The sequence below is a fragment of the Leucogemmata humicola genome, from assembly GCF_055379415.1.
The window spans coordinates 3,254,999-3,279,678 of sequence record NZ_AP040875.1 but is presented as its reverse complement, the minus strand read 5'-3'; the positions used below and the strand labels follow the sequence as shown (position 1 = coordinate 3,279,678).

Below are 24,680 nucleotides of genomic sequence, written 5' to 3'. Positions count from 1 at the left end.
TTACGAGGAAAGCGGCCGGTCAATCCCACTTGGGATCGACCGGCCGCTTTCTGTGTATATTCCCGGACTATGCGATATTTGCGTTCTGCGCTCGTCTTTGCAGGGCTGTTGGGGGTCGGATCGGCACTCGGAGCTCAACAGAGCTCCGTAGGCGCGTGCGCCACCCCCGATAGCGTCGCTTTTCGCGGCCAAAGCCGCATCACCGAAGACGTGCTCCGGAACGACGTCGGAATCGCACCCAAAACTACGATCAATGGACGGATAACGTCCAAAGCGATCAAGGACCTGTACGCGACGAATCAGTTCGATGTCGTCACGACGTCCTGCGAGGAGGTCGATGGAAAGACCCTCCTCGTTTTTCATTTACGTGAGAGGCGAGTCCTCAGCGACGTAAAGGTCGTCGGACCAGACAAGGTGTCGATGAATTCGGTCAAAGACCGCGTCGACGTCCTGGTCGGAAAGCCGATCGACCCAGCGCAAGTCGCGCGAGACGTAGCGAGGATCGATTCGCTCTATCAGAGCGAAGGGTATTACCTCGCGAGAGTTCACGTGGACACGCTTACAGAAGGCGTCACGACGACTCTCGTATTCCGCATCGACGAAGGGCGCCGACTCGCTATCTCCGGCGTCGAGGTCGAAGGGAACAAGGCGTTGAGCGACAAGACGATCGTCAGCTCGATTGCCACGAAGCCTGAGGGCTTTTTCTGGTGGCGCAACGGCGAGTTCGATCAGGACAAATTCGCCGAGGATCTGGGTAAGACGATTCCGCAGCTGTACGCGTCGCATGGGTACATCGACATGCAGGTGATCAAGGACACCCTGATCATCAATCGCGAGCTCGGAAAGGCGCTCATCCGCCTCACGGTCGCAGAAGGCAAGCAGTACAAGATCGGTGACTTCGAAGTGAGTGGCGCCAAGGTTTTCAGTAGCGACGACATCGCTCGGCTCTATCCGTTCAGCGACAAGAACACGTCGCAGAAGGGCGTGACGGAAACCGTGAAGGGGCTCGTGGGCAAAGGTCCGAAAGAAGACAAGGACGTCTTCAACGCGACCGCCTGGGATGAGGCGACCAGCAAGGTTCAGGAAGCCTACGAAAACCAGGGCTACATCTACGCGAGCATTCGCCCGATCATCGAGCGCCGAAAGGTCGGTGCCGACTCGGTGCCAACGGTCGACCTACGATGGGAGATCGATGAGCGGACGCCGGCCATCGTCAACCGTATCGACATCTTCGGAAACGACGTCACGACCGAGACCTGCATTCGCGATCAGATCGTGATGCTGCCGGGCGACGTGTTCAATCGCGATCGCCTCATTCAGAGCTATCGAAGCATCGCCAACCTCGGCTTCTTCGAGCAGGACATGCCGCCGCCGGACACGCGTCAGGCGAACGAGAACGGCGACATCGACCTGATTTTCCACGTCAAGGAAAAGCGCACGGGTAACGTCAATTTTGGCGCGTCCGTGGGCCAGGGCACCGGTGTCGGAGGTTTCCTTGGCTTCGACCAGCCCAACCTGTTTGGCGAGTGCAAGCGCGGATCACTGCAGTGGCAGTTCGGCCAGTACATTCGCGACTTCAGCCTCAGCTACACCGATCCGCGCATCCGTCAGTCGAACGTTTCCGGAACGGTCTCCCTCTACAACCAGCGTTCGCGATTCATCATTCGCGACATCGGTCAGTCGAACACGAGCGGCGGCCAGCTACAGCTTGGCTTCCCGTTGCCGAATTCGCGCTGGACGCGCCTCTATTTGAGCTACGGCGGCGAGCGCGTGAGCTACGGCGGCGATGGTCTCGTCGGCACGATCGACTGCAACGGGTGCTTCCGATCGACGGTTGGACTGACCCTGGACCACGACACGCGCCTAGGGACGCCGTTCCCAGTGGCGGGTGTTCACGAGAACGTTGCAGTGCAGTTAAACGGTGGTCCGCTGGGGGGAACGGCATCATTCCAGCGACTCACGACCGAGATGCGATCGTACTCGACGCTAGCGACGTTTGGAAAATCGCTGGGACCGGAGCCGCTCGCGCTCGTCGTTGGCCTTTCGGCGCGGGCCGGTGCGCTGTTCGGCAACCCAGGACCATTCTTCGTCTCCCAAGCTTTTTCGCTGGGCGGCGTGCAGTATGGCAATCCTTTGCGCGGATACGAGGAGTTCTCGATCACGCCGAGGGGATATCTTCCGAACGCCGATCAATTCCAGGCCCAACGGAGTTCGTTCGGCAACGCGTATTATACGAGCACGGTTGAGCTCGGCCTTCGTGTCAGCCAGCAGTTGTACATGGACGCGTTCTACGACGCGGGCAATTTGTGGGAACGTCCAAGTGATTTCGATCCGACACGCCTCTTCCGTGGTGCCGGATTTGGTGCTTCGCTCGTCACCCCGCTGGGTCCGTTGGGCGTCGATCTTGGCTACGGGTTCGATCGCACCGACGCACTTGGTCACAAGGATCCAAAGTGGCAGGTCCACTTCAAGTTCGGTCAGATCTTCTAATCGGAGTTCAAATGCGTTCCACGTTCCGCGCGACGACGATCGCGCTCATTCTCTCGGTCGTAGCAACTGTTGCGCAGGCGCAGGGCGGCGGAGCTTCTCTCAAGGTCGCCTACATCAATTCGCAGGCGCTCATGGAATCGGCGCCGGGCCGTGTTCAGGCCGAGTCGCTGCTCGCCAAGACGGGCCAGGGCTTCCGCGCGACGCTCGACAAGCTGCAGGACTCCGCACGCACGATGCTGTCGAACTATCAGAAGGACGAGCCGAAGCTTACGGCCGCGCAGAAGGAAAAGGCCCAGAAGGCCATCCAAGCGATCGAGGACACGCTGCAGTCGAAGCAGCAGAGCTTCCAGCAGCAGTTCCAGGCGCGCCAGTCGGAGCTGATGGCGCCGATCACCGATCTCGTGAAGAAGGTGCTCGACGATATCCGCGTCGAAGATGGCTATGCGATGATTCTCGATAACGCCCCAGGCGCCTCGGTCATCGTTTCCGCGGACAAGAATCTCGACATCACTGATCGCGTCGTGTCTCGCCTCAAGGCGACTCCCGCCGCCAAGATGAAGGCGCAGGAAACCGTCGCGCCGGAAAAGAAGGGCGCCCCGCCGGCTCCGGCCGGAGTGACGTCGCCGCGACGACCGCCGCAGTGATTCAGGCAGCATCCCAAGAGCAGAGCAACGGCGGTGAGAACGGACTCGTTCTCACCGCTGCGGCTATTGCGGAGGTCGTGGGCGGGCGAGTGATCGGCGACGGCTCGACTGTCGTGAGTGGTGTGGCGCCGCTGGACCGCGCCTCGTCTCGTGATCTGAGTTTCCTGGGCACTGCGAAATACGCCACGATGTTCACGGCGTCGCAGGCGGGGGTGGTACTGGTCACTCCGGACCTCGCGGAAACGCCGGGGCAGGTGCTGACGCGCATCGTCGTCGACAAGCCGCAGGAATCGTTGCTCTCGCTCCTGCCGCGCTTCCATCGCGTTGCTCCGGCAGCGCGCGGCGTGCACTCCACCGCGGTGATCGGCAGTGGCGCGACGTTCGGCACCGACGTGTCGATCGGACCGTACGCGGTGATCGGGGACGGCGTGCGCCTCGGCGATTCTGTCGTCATTGGTGCGCACGCGGTGGTCAGCGCCGGTGTGCAGATCGGCGACGGGTCTCACCTGTATCCGTCGGTGACGGTGTACAGCGGCTCGGTGATTGGCAGTCGCGTGACGATCCACGCCGGCGCCCGGATTGGCTCCGACGGCTTTGGGTACGTGCAGCGCGACGGGCAGCATTTAAAAATTCCTCATGTCGGCCGCTGCGTCATCGAGGATGACGTCGAGATTGGCGCAAATACGACGATCGATCGCGGCAGCATCGACGACACGGTGGTCGGCGCCGGGACGAAGGTCGACAACCTCGTGCAGATTGCGCACAACGTCCGGATTGGGCGTCTGTGCCTGATCATGGCGCAGGTGGGCATCGCCGGCTCGGTGCGGGTCGAGGACGGGGCCATGCTGCTCGGGCAAGTCGGGGTCTCAGGGCACCATACGGTCGGAAAGGGTGCGCGCCTGGCTGCGCAGGCCGGTGTATTCGGCGATATTCCGGCTGGTGAAACGTGGTCGGGTTATCCTGCCCGTCCGCACAAAGAAGCGCTCCGCGCACAGGCGGCGCTCTTCAGACTTCCTGGCCTACTCCGACGCATCGAGCGTCTGCTCGAGCGCACGAAAGACACAGAATGAACCGTCGCACCATCGCACGTCCGGTGTCACTCGAGGGAATCGGGTTACACCTCGGCGCAGCGTGCCGTTTATCGTTTCGCCCCGCGCCGAGCGGGGCAGGCATCGTATTTCGTAGAACCGACCTCGCTGGCGCGCCGACCATTCCGGCGCTGGCCGAGCGCGCGGTGCTCACGCAGCGTCACACGCAGCTCGGCGAAGATCCGATTTCGGTACACACCGTGGAGCATGTACTCGCTGCGGTGGCTGGCTGCGGAATCGACGATCTGGAGATCGACCTGGACGCCGCAGAGCCGCCGATCATGGATGGCAGCGCGCAGCCGTTCGTCGACGCACTGGTGTCGGCGGAAATCGTGGAGCACGCGGGAGAGGTCAAGTTCCTGACGTTGCGCAGTCCGATCATGCTGCGCGACGGTGAATCGACGTACGAGGCGATACCAGCGCCCGATCTGGATCTCAGCGTCAGCATCGAGTTCCCCCATGCGGCGATCGGGAAGCAGCAGATCTGCCACCGGGTGACGCGGGATAGCTTCGCGAAGGAGCTGGCGGCGGCGCGCACGTTTGGGTTCGTGCACGAGGTGGAGGCGTTGCGAGCAATGGGCCTCATTCAGGGGGCGTCGCTCGACAATGCGGTCGTCCTCGACGAGAATGGTGTGATCGGGGGCGCGTCCAGTTTGCGTTGGCCCGACGAATTTGTGCGGCACAAGGCGTTGGACTGCGTCGGAGATTTAGCGTTGGCCGGAGGGCGCGTACGCGCGCGCATCACGGCGAGTCGGCCGAGTCATCGCGGAACGGTGCGTTTCGTACGCGCCATGAAAGAGGCGATCGCGAAGGAGACAACGGTGATCGAGATCGAAGACATCATGAAGGTCCTGCCGCACCGGTATCCATTTCTTCTCGTGGACCGGGTGCTCGAGATCGAAGAGGGCAAGCGAATCGTCGGCGTGAAGAACGTGACGATCAACGAGCCGTTCTTTCAGGGACATTTCCCTGGGCACCCGATTATGCCGGGCGTGTTGATCATCGAGGCGATGGCGCAGGTGGGCGGGATGCTGCTCATGGGCGCCGTTCCCGATCCGCAGAACAAGGTCGTGTATTTTACGTCGCTGAACAACGTGAAGTGGCGGCGTCCGGTAAAGCCGGGCGACCAGCTGCGTTTCGAGCTCGAATTGCAACAGGTGCGCGGCATGATGTGCAAGATGTCCGGTGTTGCGAAGGTCGATGGCCAAGTGGTATGCGAGGCAGACATGGGCGCGGTGGTACGCGACAAATGAGCGCGAATATTCATTCGAGTGCGATCATTCATCCGGACGCGGAGATCGGCGACGGCGTCGAGATCGGCGCGTTCGCGATCGTTGGCGAAGGATGCTCGGTGGGCGACGGATGTGTGATTGCGCCGCGTGCGGTCCTGGAGCGCAACGTCATTCTTGGTGCGCGGGTGAAGGTCGGCGTCGGCACTGTCCTTGGCGGCGATCCGCAGGATCTCAAGTACAAGGGCGAGCCGACGTTCGTTGAAGTCGGCGAAGGCACGACGATTCGCGAATACACCACGATCAATCGTGGAACGACGCAATCCTTTCGCACGACCGTGGGGAAGAACTGCTTCCTGATGTCGTACGTGCATCTAGCGCACGATTGTCACATCGGCGACGGCGTGATGATCTCGAACGGCACCCAGCTCGCCGGTCACGTCACGATCGACGAGAAGGCGATTCTGTCCGGGCTCGTGGCGGTGCACCAGTTCGCGACCATCGGTCGGTACAGCTTCATTGGCGGCTGTTCGCGCGTTGCGAAGGACGTTCCGCCGTTCGTGAAGGCCGTGGGAAATCCGATCAAGCTGTATGGCTTGAACGTGGTGGGCCTCGAGCGAAATGGCTTTCCCGACGACGTGCGCAAAGAGTTGAAGCGTGCGTATCGTCTGTTCTTCAAGTCGGAGCTGAATCTCTCGCAGGCGCGCGATCGCGCGACTGCGGAGTTGAACAAGTTTCCGGAGATTGAGGAATTCCTGGCGTTCTTCGAGCGTAGCGATCGCGGGTCGGTGATCTAATGCCTGTTCGCATTGGAGTGGTCGGCGCCGGCGCGCTCGGATTTCATCATACACGAATTCTGCGCGACGTTCCTGGCGCGCAGCTCATTGGATTCCACGAAGCAAATACGACGCGCGCGAGCACGGTGAGCTCGGAGCTCGGCGTGAAGTCGTTCGCGTCGCTCGACGCACTGCTCGACGAAGTCGACGCGGTGAGCGTTGTCGTTCCCACGCCAGCGCACTATGCGGTCGCCGCACCGGCGCTCGAGCGCGGCTTGCACGTGCTCGTCGAAAAGCCGATCGCGACTACACTCGAAGAAGCGGACGCGCTGTTGGCGATTGCGCGCCGCACGGGTGCGGTACTGCAGACGGGCCACGTCGAGCGGTTCAATCGTGCGGTTCGCGCCGCGCTGCCGTACGTGGACAATCCTCGTTTCATCGAGAGCGATCGTTTGGCGCCGTTCAATCCGCGTGGATCGGACGTCGCCGTCGTGCTCGACCTGATGATTCACGACATCGATCTCGTTCGTACGTTCGTTGGTGGCGGCGTGTCGCAGGTGTCGGCAGTGGGCGTTCCTGTGCTGACGCCGTTCGTCGACATTGCGAACGCGCGCATCACGTTCGAAGCCGGTGCGGTCGCGAACATCACGGCGAGCCGTGTGTCGCGCGAGAGAATGCGCAAGCTGCGCATCTTCCAGGAGAGCGGATATCTGTCGCTCGACCTCGGCGCTGGAAACGGCGAGTTCTATCGCCTGCGAAAGGATGTCGACCTCGGCGAACTGGTGCGTCAGGCGCAGGGTGCACAGGCACTCGAGTCGTTCGTCGAGCGCATTCCGCTCGAAGCGCCGGAAGGAGAACCACTCCGGTTGGAGCTCGAGGCCTTCGTCCAAGCCGTCGCCGGCGAAGCGCCGATTGCCGTGACCGGCGAAGATGGTCGAGAGGCGCTCGCGGTGGCGCTGACGATCGTGCACGATATCGAGCGGTCGTTCCCGGCGCTGTCTGCGCGGCCGATGGCGACCAGCGGTGCGTGAAATTCTGTTCGTCGCCGGTGAGGTCTCCGGCGACCTGCACGCATCGGGCGTCGCGCGCGAGCTCGTGGCGCGCGGCGCTCCCTTCCGCCTGGTCGGCGTGGGTGGCGATGCGATGCGCGCGGCAGGCGTCGAGCTGATCGCCCACGTTGGGCAGATGGCGGTGATGGGCTTCATCGAGCCGATCAAACGCCTGCCGAAGTATCGCGCGCTGCTCCAACAACTCACGGCGCGCATTCAGTCGGGCACCGTTGCACTCGTCGTGCTGATCGATCATGCGGCGTTCAACATGCGCGTTGCCTCCGCGGCGGCGGCGGCGGGCGTTCCCGTGCTGTACTTCATCACGCCGCAGGTGTGGGCGTCGCGCGCGAAGCGTCTCGAGCAACTGGCGCGCACGGTAACGAAGGCGGCGGTGATTCTCCCGTTCGAAGAGGCGCTGCTTCGCAAGCACGGCATCGACGCGACGTTCGTCGGCCACCCGTTGCTGGACCGGCTCGCGGCCGTACCCGATCGCAACGAGGCGCGTCGCCGGCTGGGCTTTTCCCCGAGCGATCGTGTGCTGGCGCTCTTTCCCGGCAGCCGAAAGCAGGAGATCAATCAGCACCTCGACGTGTTCGTGGCCACGGCCCGTGAACTTCAGCGACGCATTCCCGGACTCAAGGTCGTCGTGGGGCTCGCGCCGAACATCACGCTCGATCCGGCGCGCTGTCCATTCGAGATGGTACGATCGGAGTCGTTCGCCATTCTCCGCGCCGCCGATGCCGCGCTGTGCAAGAGTGGAACGACGACGCTCGAGGCGGCGGTCGCCGGCTGTCCGCTCGTTGTGGCGTATCGCGCTCGCGCGTTCGACTACATGGTGGGGAAGTGGCTGATAAAGATTCCTCATATCGGTTTAGTGAACATCGTCGCCGGGCGCCTCGTGGCGCCGGAATTCATTCAGGACGCCCTGCAGCCTGGCGCGGTCGCGGATACGCTCGAGCGGCTGTTGAATCCCGAGAGCACCGAGCATCGTAGGATGGTTGGAGAGCTCGACGCCGTGCGTGCGTCTCTCGGCCGACCGGGCGCCGCCGTACGCGTCGCCGAAATGGCGGCTGGCCTCGCGAAGCAGGCAGACCATGGGGACTGATCGTCGTGCGGAGCGGCGCATCGCATGGATCGCGGGTGCGGGCGTATGGCTCGTTCGTCTCCTGGGATGGACGTGGCGGATTCGCGTCTCACACGACGACGATGTGCGCCGACTGCGCGCGGCGAAGCAACCGATCATCTTCACCTTGTGGCATGGCCAGCTCCTGCCATTGTTGTATCACCATCGTCGCCAGCAGGTCGCCGTGCTGATCAGCGAACACGCCGACGGCGAAATCATTGCTCGCATTGCCGAGAGCCTCGGATATCGCACGGTGCGTGGTTCTACATCGCGCGGTGCGGCGCGTGCGCTCCTCGGACTCGCTCGCGCCGTGACGGAGGGCCACGACTTGGCCATCACGCCGGATGGACCGCGCGGGCCAGCGAAGTCGATTGCGAAGGGGACTGCCGTCGTGGCCCAGCGCACGGGTGCGCCGATGATTGCCGCCGCGGCCGTTACGACGTCAGCGTGGCGCTTGAAGAGCTGGGATTCGTTCGTCATTCCGCGACCGTTTGCGCGAGTCGATATCGCCTACAGCGACGCGACTCGCAGTACCGCAGCCGACGCGCGTGAAGCGGCAGCCAACGCCGACCACGTTCGGCGAGCGATGGACAGCGCTGAGGCGCGAATCGGTGGATGATCACGGGATTGCCGAGCGAGTGTGGTACGGCAGCGACGTCCTCGCGTCGACGCTGCGCACTGCGCTAATCCCAGCCGAGCGACTCTTCGGCGGGCTCGTCGGCGCTCGTGACATTCTCTACGATGCGGGCTGGTTGCCGGCCATGGAGACGTCGATCCCCGCGGTGAGCGTGGGAAACCTCACGGTTGGCGGGACTGGAAAAACACCGATGGCGGCCTGGATTGCACGCGGCCTCGTTGCGCGCGGCGCGCGTCCGGCCGTGGTGCTTCGCGGCTACGGCGACGACGAGCCGCTCGTGCATCGAACGCTCAATCCCGATGTGCCGGTGATCATCGGCGCAGATCGCGTTACGGCTGTGGCGCAGGCTGCGGCCGCCGGCGCCACAGTGGCAGTGCTCGACGACGCATTTCAGCATCGACGCGTGCAACGTCTCGCGGACATCGTGCTAGTGAGCGCGGATCGATGGACTGGCGACGTCAGGTTGCTCCCTGCAGGCCCCTGGCGTGAGCCGCTCGAGTCTGTGCGGCGCGCGACGCTCGTCGTCGTCACGCGTAAGGCCGCGAGCGACCTACGTGTGGGCGAGGTGCATGAGCAGTTGGCCAGGATCGCGCCGTCGATTCCGCGAGTATCGGTGCGCCTCGCGCCCGGGGAACTCGTTCGTACTGACGACGCGAGCGAGACTCGCCCGATCGACAGTGTGGCGGGCATCACCGTTCGGGCGATTCTGTCGATCGCCGATCCGCGCGCATTCGTGCAACAGATCGAGTCGGCAGGGGCGACGGTCGACGCACGGATCTTTCCCGATCACCATGCGTTCACCGCGGCCGAGGTAGATGGGCTAACCTCCGGACTCGGGACAAACGACGTCGTGATTTGCACGCTCAAGGACGCGGTCAAGCTCGGCCCGTTGTGGCCTCGCCTTGCGCCGCGGTTGTGGTATGTTTCTCAGCAGGTGATGGTAGAGCGCGGCGTCGGCGGTCTCGAGCGGGTGCTTGACGACCTCGTGCGCGTGCGCTTCAAAACCCCCGGAACCTCTCGCACCGCCGGCTAAGCCGGCCCGTATCGCTCCCAATGGCCACCGACCTCCGACTCCCTACCGATAGAATCGTTCGACCCGATAAAGACCGTTTTCTGGACGAAGAAAACCCATTCGAAGCGATGATGTCGCGCTTCGACCGTGCGGCTGAGTTGCTGGATCTCGAGCCGGGTCTTTACAAGGTGCTTCGCCACCCCGAGAAGCAGATCACCGTGTCCGTGCCGGTGATGATGGACAATGGCGAAGTGGAAGTGTTCACCGGTCACCGCGTGCTGTACAACACGTCGCGCGGTCCGGCAAAGGGCGGCATTCGTTTCGACATGCAGGTCACGCTCGAGGAAGTGAAGGCGCTCGCGGCGTGGATGACGTGGAAGTGCGCGGTTGTGAATTTGCCATTTGGCGGTGCAAAAGGCGGGGTCGTTTGCGACCCGCTCAAGATGAGCGCTGGCGAGTTGGAGCGACTCACGCGTCGCTACACGGCGGGCATCATCAGCACGCTCGGTCCTGACTCTGACGTTCCGGCTCCGGACGTCAACACGAACGAGCGCGTCATGGCGTGGGTGATGGACACCTACTCCATGCGCATGGGCCACACCGTGACGGCCGTCGTCACTGGCAAGCCGGTCGAGATGGGCGGCTCGTTGGGGCGTCGCGAAGCGACGGGACGCGGCTGCATGATCGTCACCAAAGAAGCGCTCAAGCATCTCGGGATGCAGGTGAGCGGTACCACGGTTGCCGTGCAGGGCTTTGGCAACGTGGGCTCCGTCGCGGCGGACCTGCTGCAGAAGGAAGGCTGCAAGATCGTGGCGATCAGCGATCGTACCGGCGGCTATCACAACAAAGGCGGCATCGACGTCGACGCGGCGATCAAGCACGTGCGCCAGCATCGTTCGCTCGAAGGATTCACGGGCGGCGAACAGATCTCGAATGAGGATTTGCTGGTACTCGACGTCGACGTGCTCGTCCCGGCGGCGCTCGAGAACGTCATCACGAGCAAGAACGCCGGCAAGATTCGCGCGAAGATCATTTGCGAAGGCGCCAACGGTCCGACCACGGCCGGTGCTGACTCGATTCTCGACGAGAAGGGCATCTTCGTCATCCCGGACATTCTCGCGAATGCCGGCGGTGTGACGGTCTCGTACTTCGAGTGGGTGCAGGATCGCGGTGGCTACTTCTGGACGGAGGAGACGGTCAACCAGCGTCTCACCGAGATCATGCAGCGCAGCTTCGTCGATGTGTTGAAGTTGTCAACGCAGCATAAGGTCAACATGCGCACGGCGGCGTACATGCTGTCGATCAGCCGTGTTGCGACCGTGCATCGCCTTCGCGGCATCTATGCCTGACGGGTGTTGCCCGGAGTGTTGTGCGGTGCGCGGGTTCGTCGAGCCCGCGCGGTGTTGATGCTCGCGATCGCTTCTCGTGCGATTTGTCGTGGCTGTCGTGGGAAAACCACGCGACGTCAATCTCGCTGCGGCGATTCGCGAGTATGAAACACGAGCGGGGCGCTATTGGCCCCTGGAAGTTCACGAGGTCCGCGAAGAGCCGGCACGATCCGGTTCCGCGGACCTTGTGCGTGAACGGGAGGGCGCGCGCTTGCTCGACGCCGTGCCGCCCGCTGCCACCGTCGTCGCATGCGACCTGACCGGGCGAGCGATGACGTCGGAGCAGTTTGCGCAATGGATGCAGGAGCAGCGCGAACGAGCTCGGGACGTGGCAATTCTCATTGGCGGTGCGATGGGGCTTGGCGCGGCGGTGAAGCAGCGCGCGTCGAGCAGCATCGTGCTCGCACCATGGACGCTGCCCCACGAGTTGGCGAGACTCGTGCTCGCGGAGCAGTTGTATCGCGCCGGAACGATCGGGCGGGGAGAGCCCTACCACAAATGAAGGACGCAGGAAGCGGGAGGGGGCGAGCGTGAGGGAAGCGTTTTCAGTTCGCACGGAATCGCTCGGCGGATCAGCACTGTCACGTGCCGCGCGCGCAGGAGAACTCGGCGATTGGTATCGCGCCACCCCTCGCGGCGATGAGTGGCGTCGGTACGCTACCGAGGTTCGTGCGAGCGTTTCAGCAAACTGGTATGAGAGTCTCGCGCCGGCGTTTCAGGCGCGCGGTGCGGCGGCCGAACGATTGCAGCGGAGCGCGGGCGGACAGGGAATCGTCGTGACGACGGGGCAACAGCCCGGGCTGTTCGGCGGCGCGCTCATGACGTTCATCAAGGCGCTGAGTGCGCGCGCGCTCGCCGACGAGCTGCAGGCCACGCTCGGAATGCCCGTTGCTCCGGTCTTTTGGGCGGCGACCGACGACGCGGACTTCGAAGAGGCATCGGTGGTGTCGGTCGCGCTCGAAGGTCAGGCGCGAGCACTCAGACTCACGCATCGCCCGCCGCCTGCGACGCCCATGGCGAACGCGCCCCTCGACGGCGCCGAGTTGGATGCGCTCGCACGGGTGCTGCGTGAGGCGAGTGGTTCCGCGTCGCATGCGTCTTATCTCGACCTCGCGTTCAGCGCGTATCGCGACGGCGCAACGGTCGGAAGCGCATACGTCACGCTGCTGCGCAATCTCCTCGAGCCGCTCGGTATCGCCGTACTCGATGCCTCGCATCCCAGCGTGTGCGGCGCCGGCGCGCCATTGCTCATGCGTGCGGCGCACGAGGCGAGCGCCATTGCGGCCGCGGTGCATGCGCGCAGCGAAGAACTCGTCGCGCGCGGCTTTCATCCACAGGTCGAAGAAGTCGAAGGGTTGTCGGTCGTGTTCGCGAACGGCGGGGGAACGAAGCGTCGATTGCCGATCCCCGAGGCCGAGGCATTCAGCGGCACGGGCGGCGAGTTTCTCTCGTCTACCGTCCTGTTACGCCCCGTGATGGAGCGATTCATTCTGCCGACCGCGGCGTATCTCGGCGGCCCCGGCGAGGTCGCGTACTTCGCGCAGGTGAACGCGGTGGCGAAGGCTCTCGACGTACCGACACCGCTTGTACTGCCGCGCTGGTCGGCGACGATCATCGAGCCGCGAGTCGCGACAATTCTCGAGGAGTTTTCGGCGAGCGTCGACGACCTCGTGGATCCTCACGGACTCGAGACTCGCGCGGCACGCGAGAATCTTTCGAGCGATGCCGAGCAGGCGTTGCGGTCGCTGCGAACCGATCTCGCGGCCGATGTCGATGCTTTGCGTCGTGTAAATGGTGGCATCGTTTCCGACGCGGTGTTGGATGGTATTCGTCGCGACCTGGACCATAAGCTCAACCGACTGGAGCGGCGATTCGTCTCCGGTGTGAAGCGAAAGGAGACAGAGGTGATGCGCCGAATTGCGACGGCGCGCGCGTCGCTCTTTCCGCATGGCGCGCGACAGGAGCGCAAGCTCTCGTTCATGGTGTTCTTTGCGCGATACGGTCCGGAACTGATCGACACGATGCTCGCGTCGGCCGGCGGGCATGCGCGGGCGCTCGTCGCTGGCGCTCCGACGCTTCCGAATGCGCCGGCGACTGCGCCGGCGTCGGTGTGACGGCGTCGAATCCCGAGGTAGTCGTGGAGGCCGCGAAGCCAGCCGCCAAACGTGGCGCGGCGGCGGTGTTCGTCTCACTCGGCATTCTCATATCGCGCCTGTTCGGCCTGGTGCGACAGATGCTCATGGCGCAGTTCCTCGGCGCGAGCATTCAAGCGGACGCGTTTACGGCCGCGTTCAAGATCACGAATTATCTGCAGAATCTGTTTGGCGAAGGCGCGCTGTCGTCGTCGTTCATTCCCGTGTACTCGCGTTTGCTGGAGAAGGGCGACGACGTCGAAGCGGACCGCGTTGCTGGAGCGATCGCCTCGCTGTTGTTGCTCACAGTGTCGGTGCTGGTGCTCATCGGCGTGGTTGCGACTCCGGCCCTGATTCCGCTGATCGCCAAGGGGTTTGACGGCGAGCGGCGCGACCTCACAATTAGAGTCACACGGATACTATTTCCCGGCGCGGGCATTTTCGTCATTTCCGCCTGGTGTCTCGGTGTGCTCAACAGCCACCGGAAGTTCTTGCTGCCGTATCTCGCGCCGGTGCTGTGGAACGTCGTGATGATCGTTGCGCTGGCGGTGCAGGGGCCGCGACAGACGCCGACGGATCTGATCTCGACCCTCGCGTGGGCGTCGGTCGCGGGCGCGGGGCTGCAGTTTCTCGTGCAGCTGCCAACGACGATGGGATTGATCGGCCAACTGCGGCTGAACCCAAGTCTCCAGTCGTCGAACGTTCGGCTCGTGTTGAAGAATTTTGGGCCGGTGTTCATCAGTCGCGGCGTCGTACAGATCAGCAGCTACATCGACAACTGGCTCGCGACGTTTCTCCCAGCGGGAATGGTCGCAACGTTCGGCTACGCCTCGACGATCGTGCTGCTACCGGTTAGCCTGTTCGGCATGGCGGTCTCCGCGGCCGAGCTTCCGGAAATGTCGCGCGTCGTAGGTACCGAGGCGGACATCGCGGCGCGATTGCGAGAGAGCCTTGGGCGGGGCCTGCGCAACATTGCGTACTTCGCCATCCCGTCGGCGGCGGCGTTTCTCGCCTTTGGCGACGTGATCACGCGCATTCTGCTACAGCGCGGAAAGTTCACGCATGCGGATTCGTTGTATTCGTGGGGCATTCTGGCTGGAGCATCGGTCGGTCTCTTGGCCAGCACGCTCGGACGGCTCTACTCGGCCGCCTACTATGCGCTGCACGACACGCGAACGCCGCTCAACTTCGCCATCGTCCGCGTGGTGCTCACGACGGTTCTCGGATACATCGCCGCGCTCAGACTCCCCGGCCTGCTCGGCATCGATGCGCATTGGGGTGCGGCTGGCTTGACCGCGTCGGCCGGCATTGCGGGCTGGGTCGAGTTCACACTACTCCGCACGCGACTCAATCAGCGCATTGGCGACACGGGCGTTCCATTCGGTCTCGTGGCGCGACTCTGGGCGTCGGCGCTGATCGGCGTGGCTGCTGGCTGGGGTCTGAGACGCTTGCTCACGGGCAGCTTCACCGCACGCCTGAGCTTCCTCGACGCAGTGTTGGTGCTGCTGGTGTTCGGCGTGGCGTATCTCGCAATGACGATCGCGCTCAGGATTCCCGAGGCGCGAACGGCAATCTCCCGCGTGACGAAGCGCTTCCGCTAGCGCCGAACGGCCCGGCCGGTGGAACCTCCGGGGTATTATTCAGTCATGGCCGTTCCCGATTCCGTCCTCGATAAGATCCCGCATTTGCCGGAGTCGCCCGGGGTATATCTCTGGCGCGACGCGGACGGAACGGTGCTGTACGTAGGCAAGGCCAAGCGCCTGAGATCACGCGTGCGCAGCTACGTCACTGGCGATCACGCCGAGAGCATCAAGACGCGCGCGCTGATGCTATCTGTGGCCGGTCTCGAGACGATCGTCGTGCCGACGGAAGCCCACGCACTGATCCTCGAAGCGAATCTGATCAAGGAGTACCACCCGAAGTACAACATCGCGCTGCGGGACGACAAGTCGTATCCGTACATCAAGGTGACGGTTGCCGAACCGTTTCCGCGCGTTTGGGTGACCCGTCATCTCGCTGACGATGGGAGTCGGTACTTCGGACCGTACACCGATGTCGGCGCGATGCGTCGCGCGCTCAACGTCGTGAAGCGGATCTTCACCGTGCGGTCGTGCAACTACGACATGCCGAAGCAGATGCCCGAGCGGCCCTGCCTCGACTACTACATCAAGCGGTGCAAGGCTCCGTGCATTCTCGCGCAAACGCAGGCCGAGTATCGCGCGATGATCGACGAGGTCTTGCTGTTTCTCGACGGAAAAACCAGAGATGTGGAACGGCATGTCCGTGAGAGGATGCAGCTCGCCGCAGAGTCGCTCGACTTCGAGCGAGCCGCGGAGCTCCGTGATGCGTTGCAGCATCTCGAGCGTATGGAGGAGCCGACCGTCGTGTTGTCGATCGAGGGCGGTGATCGCGACGTGGTCGGGTATGCGCGCGACGGCGACTCGGCCGTCGTCGCGCTGATGAGAATTCGCTCGGGGAAACTGTTGGCGCGCGAGCATGCTTTCCTCGAGAACCTCGAAGGAGAGGCTGACGACGCGGTGTTGCAGGCGTATCTGGCGGGGAAGTATCTGCCGCTCGACGAACGCGCGGCAGAATTGCTCGTTCCCTTCGATCCGGCCGAGCGAGAGTTGGTGGAAGCGTCGTTGGAGCGCACGAAGGTGCACGCGCCACAGCGCGGCCCGCGTCGCGAACTCGTCGATCTCGCGACGCAGAACGCTCGCCATCTTCTCGAGGAAGTGCGACTCACGGGCGACGAGACGGACGAGCGGGCAGGCGATCCGATTTACGAGTTGCAGCGGCAGCTTGGACTGCAAAAGGTCCCGCGCTCGTTGGTGTGTTTCGACATCTCGCATGCCCAGGGAACGGACACCGTGGCGTCATGTGTCTGGTTCCAGAACGGCCGTCCGTTTCGCGCGGAGTATCGCAAGTTCAAGGTGAAGACTGTCGAGGGCATCGACGACTTCGCGTCGATGAACGAAGTGGTCACGCGGTTTTTCACTCGTCGCATCGAAGAGGAGAAGTCGCTTCCGGACCTCGTCGTGATCGACGGCGGAAAGGGCCAGCTCAATGCGGCGCACGCCGCGCTGGAGGCGCTTGGCCTTGGCGCCATGTCACTGATTAGTCTGGCGAAGCGTGAGGAAGAGATCTTCGTATTGGGTCGGAGCGAATCATTGCGCCTGTCGCGGCGCTCGCCGGCCCTGCGCGTGCTGCAGCAGGCGCGCGACGAGGCCCATCGTTTCGCGATCACCTTCCAGCGCAAACGCCGCGCGATGCGTACGGTCACATCGGAGCTCCTGCGCATTCCGGGAGTTGGCGAATCGAAGCGTCGTCAGTTGCTGGCGGCCTTTGGTAGCTTACAGGGCGTGCGCGAGGCGGCCCCCGAAGCGATTGCGGCGTTGCCGGGCTTCGGGCAAAAGACGGCGGAGCGAATTCTTGCCGTGCTTCGCGACAATTCGCCAACTGCAGTTCCGGTAGCAGCAGACGGAGTCGACGCTGTACACGAATCCGCGCCCGACGCTATTCACGAAGTAGCACCCAACGCAGCACCTGACCCTTCGACCGAAATTCCGTGAGCACTTGGCATCTCGAATGTTCTGCGTGTGACGTCCGCGAGTCTGGCGACGCGCGCGCTACGGTGTGCCCCGCGTGCGGGCAGCCCTTTCTCGTCCGTTACGATTCTCCAATGCCGCCGCGCACCGCGGTAACGCCACGCTGGGACATGTGGCGATACGCGCCGGTGATGCCACTCAAGGACGGCGAAACGCCCGTATCGCTTGGCGAGGGTCTCACTCCGCTTCAGTCGCTGCCAAAGCTCGCGAAGGAAATTGGCGTGGCGCGTCTGTGGGTGAAGGACGAAGGTCTCAACCCAACCGCGTCATTCAAGGCGCGGGGAATGAGCGCGGCAGTGACGCGCGCTCGCGGCCTGGGCGTGACTGGGTTGGTCGTTCCGACCGCAGGCAACGCAGGTGCCGCACTGACAGCTTATGCGGCGGCAGCGGGCCTTCCAGTGCGCGTCTACGCGCCTGAGACAACGCCCAAGCCCATCCTCGACACCATTCGCACGCTCGGCGCTGATCTGCAGCTCGTACAGGGGCACATTGGCGACGCCGGGAAACAGGCGCGCGCGTTCGCCGCGGAGAGCGGCTACTTCGACATCTCGACGTTACGTGAGCCGTATCGCATTGAGGGCAAGAAAACGATGGGCATCGAGTTGGCCGAGCAACTCGACTGGAATTTGCCTACACACATCATCTACCCAACTGGCGGCGGCACGGGGCTGATCGGCATGTGGAAGGTGTTCGCCGAAATGCGCGAAGGTGGTTGGTTGTCGAAGGACATTCCGCTGCCGCACATGGTGGTGGCGCAGGCCGATGGCTGCGCGCCGATCATTCGTGCGTTCAAGGCGGGCCTCGACCGGGCGACACCGTGGGAGAACCCAACGACGCATGCGAGCGGTTTGCGCGTACCGGGCCCGCTGGGTGATCGGCTCATCCTGCGTGCTCTGTACGAGAGCAAGGGTGATGCGCATTCCGTGAGCGAAGACGCGATCTACGCAGCCACGCTGCGGCTTTCGCGCGCGAGCGGCGTGGATGCTGCGCCCGAAGGCGGATGCGCGCTCGCCGTGACGGAGCAGCTCGTAGCGGCTGGCCGCATTCCGTCCAGCGCGAGCGTCCTCGTGTTCAACACGGGCAGCGGCGCGTCGTACCGGTTCTGATGCGGATCGCGATCTTCGATCCGTTCAGCGGCATCGCGGGCGACATGACGCTTGGTGCGCTGTTGCAGGTGGGGCTCGATCCCGAATGGCTGCGAGCACTCCCCGGAGTGCTCGGGCTCGCGGACATCGGCGTCGAAATCCGCGAAGTCATTCGTGGCGAGATCGTGTGCCAGAAAGTCGACTTCGACATCCCGCCGCAGCCGCACGGACGGCACATTAGAGAAATCAAACAGCTCGTCGCGTCGAGCGGAGCGCCGGAGCGCGTGCGCGTGCTCGCCGATCGCGCGTTCATGGCGATTGCGACGGCCGAGGGCGAGATCCACGGTATGCCGCCCGAAGAAGTGCATCTGCACGAAGTTGGAGCGGTCGACGCAATTCTCGATGTCGTGGGCGTGATCTGGGGGCTCGATGTGCTCGGCGTAGAGCGCGTCTACGCGGGAACCATTGCACTCGGCGACGGCACTGTGCGCGCGGCGCATGGGATCCTGCCGGTGCCCGCGCCGGCGACGTTGAAGCTGCTCGAAGGTCATCCCGTGCGCCCAGGGCCCGAAGGCTCGGGCGAGTTGGTGACGCCAACGGGGGCTGCGTTGGTTCGAGTGTTGTCGTCGGGGCCTCCGCCGGCGGAATACGTTCCGCTGCGCAGTGGGTTCGGCGCTGGGACAAAGGATTTTCGCGGTCGCGCGAATGCCTTGCGCGTCATCATCGCCGATGAGCAGTCAAAGACGGGCGCCGGGGAGGAACTCACGGAGCTGGTGTGCGAGATCGACGATATGAGTCCGGAGTACCTCGCTGCTGTGACTGATCGCTTGCGTTCGGCGGGATCGCTGGACGTCACGCTGGCGTCGGTGACGATGAAGCGGGGACGACCGGGTGTGCGCGTTGAAGTGTTGTGTCGGCCCGCGGACGTTTCGACGATCGAAATGCTGCTATTCACCGAGACGACGACGATTGGAGTGCGGCAGCGGTCGGTTCGGAGACGAGCGCTACCGCGGGAGACGGTCGAATTGACCGTCCTGGGTCACGCGGTCGCGGCGAAGCTCGTCACATTGCCGAACGGCAATCGGCGCGCGAAGCCGGAGTTCGCGGATGTTGAGCGTGTTGCACTGGCGACGGGACGGCCTCTGCAGGATATTTCTCGATTGGCCGCAGTAGAAGCGGAACGGTATTCAGACGGTTAGTGTAGGCAATCCGGGCCCTACCGGCCGGCGTTTTTTTGAGCAGATACTTCAGGAGAGACCGATGCTCGTTTGGGGAAAAGGCGCTCTGCCCGCGTTGATGGTTGCCAGCTTGGCCGCCACCGCCGGGGCGCAGCAAAAGGCATGTGACGTCGACGAGGGTAATCCGGCGCAGGTTGCGCGCGCGATGCTCGACTTGAATCTCGCGCAGAGCGCGACGAAGCCGGCAGACGCCACGAAGGCGCTCAAGGATGCCGTGAAGCTGCTCAACGAGGGCGACAAGGCTCGTAACCCGGTCGGCCGAGCGATGGTCTACGGCAAGGCCCTCTCCATGTGGATGGGTCAGCCCGGCCTGTCGAACGGCATCACGACGCGTGGTGCGGTCGGTTTCCAGACTGACACGTTGGCGGCGTTCGATCTCGTTGCCGGCATTGACTCCGCGTTCTCGATCGTCGAGGCGTCCAACGCCGACTGCATCTCGCAGACGGGTCCCTATCGCCAGCAGAAGGGCTGGGTCGATCTCGTGAACCACGCGATCGAAGTCGGCAACTCGCCGGGCCAGACGGATTCCGCGGTGTACCTCGCCAAGCGGTCGCTCCAGCTCTACAAGAACGCTCCGTACGGCTATCTCGTCCTCGCCAAGGCGTCGGCGGAGAAGAACCAGCCGAAGGACGCGATCAACTACTACAAGCAGGCAGCGGCGCTCGCAGCCAAGGACACGTCGGCCGCGATGCAGGACAATCGTCGCAACGTGTTGATGACCGTCGGTAACTACGCGGCGGATCTCTACGACGGCGCCACGGGCGAAGACAAGGCGGCCTACATGGCCGAGGCGAAGGCTGCGTTCGAGGCGCTCGGCAAGGATCCGGGCACCAAGTACGCTGACGCGGCACGCAACGGCCAGGCGCGACTCGCTCAGCTCAGCGGCGACACGACGGCCATCAAGGCCTCGTACGGCGATCAGCTGGCGAATCCGGGCGCGTTCTCGTACGCGTCGCTGATGTCCGCTGCCGTCACGGCGGCGCGCACCGGCCAGACCAAGGATGCGATCAAGCTGTTCGAGTCAGCGCGGGCGATGAACCCCTATCACCGCGACGTGCTGTACAACCTGTCGCGCCTGTACCTGCTCGACAGCGCGTACACCAAGGGCCTTCCGTTGGCCCGCCAGCTCGTCACGGTCGATCCGTCGAACCCGGATAACTACCAGCTGATCGCGATCGCGTACGCGAGCATGAAGAAGGAGTACGACGCGAAGCTGAAGGAAGCCGAGGGTAAGGCCAAGGTGTACGGCCAGCGTGCCAACACGTCGAAGGTCGCCGCGGTGATGAAGGCGAACATCGACTCTGCTGCGAAGATCAATCCGGTCATCAAGGCGTACACGGATTCGTCGGCCGTCACGATCGACTCGGCGCTCAAGTATCAGGCGGTCATGACCAAGCTTCCGGCGAAGGTCGTGTTCACCGAATTCACGCCGACCGATGCGAAGACCACGATCGGTGGCAACGTGACGAACCAGACCGACGCGGCTCGTGCGTTCGCCTTCAAGGTCGAGTTCCTCGACAAGGCTGGCAACGTGGTTTCGTCGCAGGAAATCAGCCTTCCGTCGGTTGCGCCGCACACGGCCGCGGCGTTCAACGCGACTGGAACCGGTGCTGGAATCGTAGCCTTCCGCTACCCGGCGATTCCCTGAAGTAAGCAGTGAAGTATCGGTGGGCCGAAAGCGGCCAAGTCAGCCATTTAGCTTGTTTTCGGCCCACTGATCTCCTACATTGCATGAGCTAAGGCCGATCGCAGCACGCGACGTTTTTGTCGCCGAAATACCAAGGTCGGTTTGCTCAGTTCGTCATTTTGGGGGAGATCGCTCCAGTGGTCTCCCCTATTGCAATGGTGGGTGAATGGTTCGCGTCAAAGGGGTCCAGGACGGGAGTATTGCGGAGGAGTTAGGGATCGTGGCGGGGACCGAGTTGCTCACGGTCAACGGTCGCGATCTCGCCGATTTTCTCGACTGGGAATTCCTGACTGCCGACGACGAACTGGTCATCGAAGCGCGCCTCCCCGATGGTGAGGCCGTCGTTTACGAGATCGAGCGACCGGAAGGGGAATCGATGGGCGTGGAGTTGGAGCCGCCCACAATCCGCCGGTGCGCCAATCGCTGCGAGTTCTGCTTCATCGAGGGTCTGCCCAAAGGACTCCGAAAGCCCCTCTATGTGCGCGATGACGATTATCGTCTGTCATTCGCCTACGGTAATTTCGCGACGCTCTCGAACATGAAAGAGCGCGATATCGCGCGAATTCTCGAGTATCGCCTGTCGCCCTTGTACATCTCGGTGCACGCGACTCCGTGGGAAGCCCGCAAGGTCCTGCTCAACAACCCGCGCGTGCCGAATATCGTCGAGCAACTCACGCGGCTCGCCGAGGGCGGAATTCAGTTCCACGGACAGATGGTCATCGTCCCGGGGTTGAACGATGGCGACGTACTCGAGGAGTCGTTCACGGACCTGTGGAACCTTGGCGATGCGTGTCTGTCGGTCGCAATCGTTCCCGTTGGCCTGACGCAGTTCTCGCATCTGTACACGGGCAAATCGATGGACCGTGACAACGCGCGAACGCTGTTGGACACCGTCGAGCGATGGGCGGCGCGTGCGCGCGAGGAGCGCGGGCATTCGTGGGTGAACGGCTCCGACGAGCTCTATCTGCTCGCCGAGCGTCCACTGCCCGACGCCGAACACTACGAGGACTTCGCCCAGATCGAGAATGGCGTTGGTGCGGTTGCCGCACTGCGCATGCGTGTCCGAGAGGGCCTCGCAACGCTTCCACGCCTCGAGGGACGCCGCATTGGCGTCGTGACGGGCGTTTCCATGGCTGGCCTCATGCCCGAACTGCTCGAGCAGCTCAAAGAGGCAACTGGTGCGTCGTTCGAGTTGATCGTGACCGAGAACTCACTCTTTGGTCCGACGACAACAACGGCTGGTTTGCTGGTCGGTGCCGACATTCGTCGTGCGCTGGCCGATCGCCACGATCTCGATCTCGCGCTGATACCGGCCGAGTGCATCAACGACCACGGTGTGTTCCTCGACGACGAGCCGTTCATCACGGTGCGCGAAGAGATGACCATGCCTGTATATCCATCCTACGATTTCATCGACGTGCTCGTGCATGAAGGTGAGCCACGCGTTGCCGAGGCAGCCGCATGAGCATTCCAGTTGTTGCACTGATAGGCCGACCGAATGTCGGGAAATCAGCGTTGTTCAATCGCATCGTCGGTGACGACAGCGCCATCGTCTCGGAAGAGGCGGGAACGACGCGCGATCGTCACTTTGCGGAGACCGATTGGGCGGGGCAGTCGTTCTGGCTCGTCGACACCGGCGGCATTGCCGACGATCCGCATACGCCAATGGACGTCGAGATTCGCCGCCAGGTGGACGAGGCGATGGGCGAAGCCGATTTCCTCGTGCTCGTCGTCGACGCAAAGGTCGGACTGCATCCGAGCGACTATCACGTCGCCGAATTGCTGCGTAATTCGCGCAAGCCGTGGATGATCGCGGCGAACAAGGTCGACGATCCGCGCTCGACGGACTACTACGAGTTCTACGCGCTTGGCGTCGACGAAGTTTTCCCGGTTTCGGCGATCAATGGTAAGGGCTCAGGCGACATGCTCGACGCGTTGATCGCTCGACTGCCGGCCGCTGAGCCAGAGAAGGAAGCCGCGCTCCGCGTTGCCGTGATTGGCAAGCCGAACGTCGGCAAGTCGTCGTTCGTCAACAAGCTGCTCGGGCAGAACCGGCTCGTGGTGTCGGAGATCGCGGGCACGACGCGCGACTCGATCGATACGCCAATGCGGTACCATGATCGCCAGATCATCTTCGTGGACACGGCAGGTCTTCGTCGACAGAGCAAGATCGACGACGGCATCGAGTTTTACTCGTCGCTCCGTACGCGCCGCGCAATCGAGCGTGCCGATATCTGCATTCTCATGGTCGACGCGACCGAAGGCGAGATCCAGAATCAGGATCTCAAGATCGCCGCGTTGGCGTGGGAAGCAGGTCGTGGGTTGATCATGATCGTCAACAAGTGGGATTTGGCAGAGAAGGACGACAAAGCGACGGCGAAGTACGAGAAGAAAGCCGGTGAAAAGGCGCCGTTTCTGAAGTTCGTTCCGTTTCTGTTCACGTCGGCGCTCACGGGCCAGCGCGTCAGTCGTGTGCTCGATGTGCTTCTGCAGGTCGAAGCCGAACGCTCGAAGCGGATCACGACGTCCGAAGTGAACCAGAAGCTTGGCGAGTTGTTGGCGCGCCTTCAGCCGCCGCAGGCAGCTGGGCGCGAGATCAAGCTCAATTACGCCACGCAGGTGGAGACGAGTCCGCCGACCATCGCCGTATTTGGCAACGCGCCGGATCTCGTGGAAGAGCACTACGTGCGCTACCTCCACAATGGGTTCCGTGGTTTCTGGGGTTTCACGGGAAATCCGCTCCGCATTCTGATGAGGCGCAAAGCGGGATGACCGAAGCGATGAGCGAAGTGACCGCGATGCCCTTGGTCGCCGCGATCGTCGCCTCGTATCTGCTCGGATCAATTCCGGCGGCGTTCATCGCCGGCCGGCTGAAGGGCGTCGACCTGCGCAAGCATGGCTCCGGCAACCTTGGCGCCACCAACGTCATTCGCGTGCTTGGCGCCAAGATCGGTATCGCCGTGTTCGCGTTCGACATGGCGAAGGGCGCTGTGCCCGTGTTGCTTGCGCAACATTTGCTTCCGCCGTCGGCGTGGCCGTGGGGCAGCGTTACGATTGCCGCGATCATGTGTGGCATCGCCGCAATCATTGGTCACGTTCGACCGATCTATTTAAAGTTTGGTAAAGGCGGAAAAGGCGTAGCGACTGCCGCTGGCGTGTTCATCGCCCTGGCGCCGCTTCAAACGCTACTCGCGCTAGTCGTGTTCGCGGTCGTGTTGCTCACGAGCGGCTTCGTGTCGCTCGGCTCGTTGACGAGCGCGCTGGCCCTGCCGGTGCTATTGGCGCTGACGGTCGGGCTTCATTCGCCAATATTCATCATGAGCGCGCTCGTGGCGGTGTTCGTGTTCTGGACGCATCGCGCGAACATTACTCGTCTGCGGAATGGCGAAGAGCATCGCTTTGGTAAGCGCCGTCTGTCGGCGACCTGGACCGCATCGCTGGCCATAGGCCTCATCGTCATTCTCGCGATCTTCTTCGCAACGAGGGTCGCGTAA

General features: G+C 63.2%; 20 protein-coding genes. All 20 read left to right on the top strand.

Annotated elements, in window-relative coordinates:
• Window positions 1-69 precede the first annotated feature (69 nt).
• The 20 genes from bamA to plsY all read left to right on the top strand — a co-directional run bounded on the left by bamA (window position 70) and on the right by plsY (window position 24,680).
• A complete protein-coding gene (gene bamA / locus AC6H4Z_RS13740) occupies window positions 70-2,490 on the top strand; it encodes an outer membrane protein assembly factor BamA (RefSeq protein WP_497542531.1) in 2,421 nt (806 codons plus the stop codon).
• A gap of 11 nt (window positions 2,491-2,501) precedes the next feature.
• Complete coding sequence (locus AC6H4Z_RS13735) at window positions 2,502-3,134, top strand: OmpH/Skp family outer membrane protein (protein WP_497542530.1); 633 nt, start codon at window positions 2,502-2,504, stop codon at window positions 3,132-3,134.
• Window positions 3,131-4,204 (top strand): UDP-3-O-(3-hydroxymyristoyl)glucosamine N-acyltransferase, encoded by a 1,074-nt coding sequence (gene lpxD / locus AC6H4Z_RS13730; protein WP_497542529.1) that lies wholly within the window; start codon window positions 3,131-3,133, stop codon window positions 4,202-4,204. The genes AC6H4Z_RS13735 and lpxD overlap by 4 nt, the downstream gene beginning before the upstream one ends.
• Window positions 4,201-5,475 carry a bifunctional UDP-3-O-[3-hydroxymyristoyl] N-acetylglucosamine deacetylase/3-hydroxyacyl-ACP dehydratase gene (locus tag AC6H4Z_RS13725; protein ID WP_497542528.1) on the top strand — a complete coding sequence of 425 codons (1,275 nt, stop codon included), beginning with the start codon at window positions 4,201-4,203 and terminating at the stop codon, window positions 5,473-5,475. Before lpxD ends, AC6H4Z_RS13725 begins: the two co-directional genes overlap by 4 nt.
• Window positions 5,472-6,248: an acyl-ACP--UDP-N-acetylglucosamine O-acyltransferase gene (gene lpxA / locus AC6H4Z_RS13720; protein WP_497542527.1), complete on the top strand. Its 777-nt coding sequence runs from the start codon at window positions 5,472-5,474 to the stop codon at window positions 6,246-6,248. The genes AC6H4Z_RS13725 and lpxA overlap by 4 nt, the downstream gene beginning before the upstream one ends.
• Window positions 6,248-7,258 (top strand): Gfo/Idh/MocA family oxidoreductase, encoded by a 1,011-nt coding sequence (locus tag AC6H4Z_RS13715; RefSeq protein ID WP_497542526.1) that lies wholly within the window; start codon window positions 6,248-6,250, stop codon window positions 7,256-7,258. Before lpxA ends, AC6H4Z_RS13715 begins: the two co-directional genes overlap by 1 nt.
• Complete coding sequence (gene lpxB / locus AC6H4Z_RS13710; protein ID WP_497542525.1) at window positions 7,251-8,381, top strand: lipid-A-disaccharide synthase; 1,131 nt, start codon at window positions 7,251-7,253, stop codon at window positions 8,379-8,381. Before AC6H4Z_RS13715 ends, lpxB begins: the two co-directional genes overlap by 8 nt.
• A complete protein-coding gene (locus tag AC6H4Z_RS13705) occupies window positions 8,371-9,018 on the top strand; it encodes a lysophospholipid acyltransferase family protein (RefSeq protein WP_497542524.1) in 648 nt (215 codons plus the stop codon). Before lpxB ends, AC6H4Z_RS13705 begins: the two co-directional genes overlap by 11 nt.
• Window positions 8,948-10,069: a tetraacyldisaccharide 4'-kinase gene (gene lpxK, locus AC6H4Z_RS13700; protein WP_497542523.1), complete on the top strand. Its 1,122-nt coding sequence runs from the start codon at window positions 8,948-8,950 to the stop codon at window positions 10,067-10,069. Before AC6H4Z_RS13705 ends, lpxK begins: the two co-directional genes overlap by 71 nt.
• Before the next feature lie 20 nt (window positions 10,070-10,089).
• Complete coding sequence (locus AC6H4Z_RS13695; RefSeq protein ID WP_497542522.1) at window positions 10,090-11,397, top strand: Glu/Leu/Phe/Val family dehydrogenase; 1,308 nt, start codon at window positions 10,090-10,092, stop codon at window positions 11,395-11,397.
• Window positions 11,398-11,473: 76 nt separating this feature from the next.
• Entirely contained in the window at window positions 11,474-11,938 is a 465-nt protein-coding gene (locus tag AC6H4Z_RS13690) for a 23S rRNA (pseudouridine(1915)-N(3))-methyltransferase RlmH (RefSeq protein WP_497542521.1), read from the top strand.
• Window positions 11,939-11,966: 28 nt separating this feature from the next.
• Window positions 11,967-13,550, top strand: coding sequence for a bacillithiol biosynthesis protein BshC (bshC, locus tag AC6H4Z_RS13685; protein WP_497542520.1), 1,584 nt, complete (start codon window positions 11,967-11,969; stop codon window positions 13,548-13,550).
• The gene (gene murJ, locus AC6H4Z_RS13680; protein ID WP_497542519.1) at window positions 13,547-15,169 is read left to right on the top strand and encodes a murein biosynthesis integral membrane protein MurJ; all 1,623 of its coding nucleotides are present in this window, start codon (window positions 13,547-13,549) and stop codon (window positions 15,167-15,169) included. The genes bshC and murJ overlap by 4 nt, the downstream gene beginning before the upstream one ends.
• 45 nt (window positions 15,170-15,214) lie before the next feature.
• Window positions 15,215-17,140, top strand: a complete 1,926-nt coding sequence (uvrC, locus tag AC6H4Z_RS13675; RefSeq protein ID WP_497542518.1) for an excinuclease ABC subunit UvrC — start codon at window positions 15,215-15,217, stop codon at window positions 17,138-17,140.
• Complete coding sequence (locus AC6H4Z_RS13670) at window positions 17,137-18,282, top strand: threonine synthase (protein WP_497542517.1); 1,146 nt, start codon at window positions 17,137-17,139, stop codon at window positions 18,280-18,282. Before uvrC ends, AC6H4Z_RS13670 begins: the two co-directional genes overlap by 4 nt.
• Entirely contained in the window at window positions 18,282-19,460 is a 1,179-nt protein-coding gene (gene larC, locus AC6H4Z_RS13665; protein ID WP_497542516.1) for a nickel pincer cofactor biosynthesis protein LarC, read from the top strand. The genes AC6H4Z_RS13670 and larC overlap by 1 nt, the downstream gene beginning before the upstream one ends.
• A 61-nt stretch (window positions 19,461-19,521) precedes the next feature.
• Complete coding sequence (locus AC6H4Z_RS13660) at window positions 19,522-21,147, top strand: tetratricopeptide repeat protein (RefSeq protein WP_497542515.1); 1,626 nt, start codon at window positions 19,522-19,524, stop codon at window positions 21,145-21,147.
• A gap of 205 nt (window positions 21,148-21,352) precedes the next feature.
• Window positions 21,353-22,651: a DUF512 domain-containing protein gene (locus AC6H4Z_RS13655; protein ID WP_497542514.1), complete on the top strand. Its 1,299-nt coding sequence runs from the start codon at window positions 21,353-21,355 to the stop codon at window positions 22,649-22,651.
• Complete coding sequence (gene der / locus AC6H4Z_RS13650) at window positions 22,648-23,958, top strand: ribosome biogenesis GTPase Der (RefSeq protein ID WP_497542513.1); 1,311 nt, start codon at window positions 22,648-22,650, stop codon at window positions 23,956-23,958. The genes AC6H4Z_RS13655 and der overlap by 4 nt, the downstream gene beginning before the upstream one ends.
• Entirely contained in the window at window positions 23,955-24,680 is a 726-nt protein-coding gene (plsY, locus tag AC6H4Z_RS13645; RefSeq protein WP_497542512.1) for a glycerol-3-phosphate 1-O-acyltransferase PlsY, read from the top strand. The genes der and plsY overlap by 4 nt, the downstream gene beginning before the upstream one ends.

Excerpts from the sequence above, each read along its gene's own strand:
- bamA (WP_497542531.1), top strand. The coding sequence starts at position 70 with ATGCGATATTTGCGTTCTGCGCTCGTCTTTGCAGGGCTGTTGGGGGTC.
- AC6H4Z_RS13695 (WP_497542522.1), top strand. The coding sequence starts at position 10,090 with ATGGCCACCGACCTCCGACTCCCTACCGATAGAATCGTTCGACCCGAT.
- lpxA (WP_497542527.1), top strand. The coding sequence starts at position 5,472 with ATGAGCGCGAATATTCATTCGAGTGCGATCATTCATCCGGACGCGGAG.
- der (WP_497542513.1), top strand. The coding sequence starts at position 22,648 with ATGAGCATTCCAGTTGTTGCACTGATAGGCCGACCGAATGTCGGGAAA.
- plsY (WP_497542512.1), top strand. The coding sequence starts at position 23,955 with ATGACCGAAGCGATGAGCGAAGTGACCGCGATGCCCTTGGTCGCCGCG.
- larC (WP_497542516.1), top strand. The coding sequence starts at position 18,282 with ATGCGGATCGCGATCTTCGATCCGTTCAGCGGCATCGCGGGCGACATG.
- AC6H4Z_RS13715 (WP_497542526.1), top strand. The coding sequence starts at position 6,248 with ATGCCTGTTCGCATTGGAGTGGTCGGCGCCGGCGCGCTCGGATTTCAT.
- uvrC (WP_497542518.1), top strand. The coding sequence starts at position 15,215 with ATGGCCGTTCCCGATTCCGTCCTCGATAAGATCCCGCATTTGCCGGAG.
- AC6H4Z_RS13655 (WP_497542514.1), top strand. The coding sequence starts at position 21,353 with ATGGTTCGCGTCAAAGGGGTCCAGGACGGGAGTATTGCGGAGGAGTTA.
- AC6H4Z_RS13725 (WP_497542528.1), top strand. The coding sequence starts at position 4,201 with ATGAACCGTCGCACCATCGCACGTCCGGTGTCACTCGAGGGAATCGGG.
- AC6H4Z_RS13735 (WP_497542530.1), top strand. The coding sequence starts at position 2,502 with ATGCGTTCCACGTTCCGCGCGACGACGATCGCGCTCATTCTCTCGGTC.
- AC6H4Z_RS13705 (WP_497542524.1), top strand. The coding sequence starts at position 8,371 with ATGGGGACTGATCGTCGTGCGGAGCGGCGCATCGCATGGATCGCGGGT.
- AC6H4Z_RS13660 (WP_497542515.1), top strand. The coding sequence starts at position 19,522 with ATGCTCGTTTGGGGAAAAGGCGCTCTGCCCGCGTTGATGGTTGCCAGC.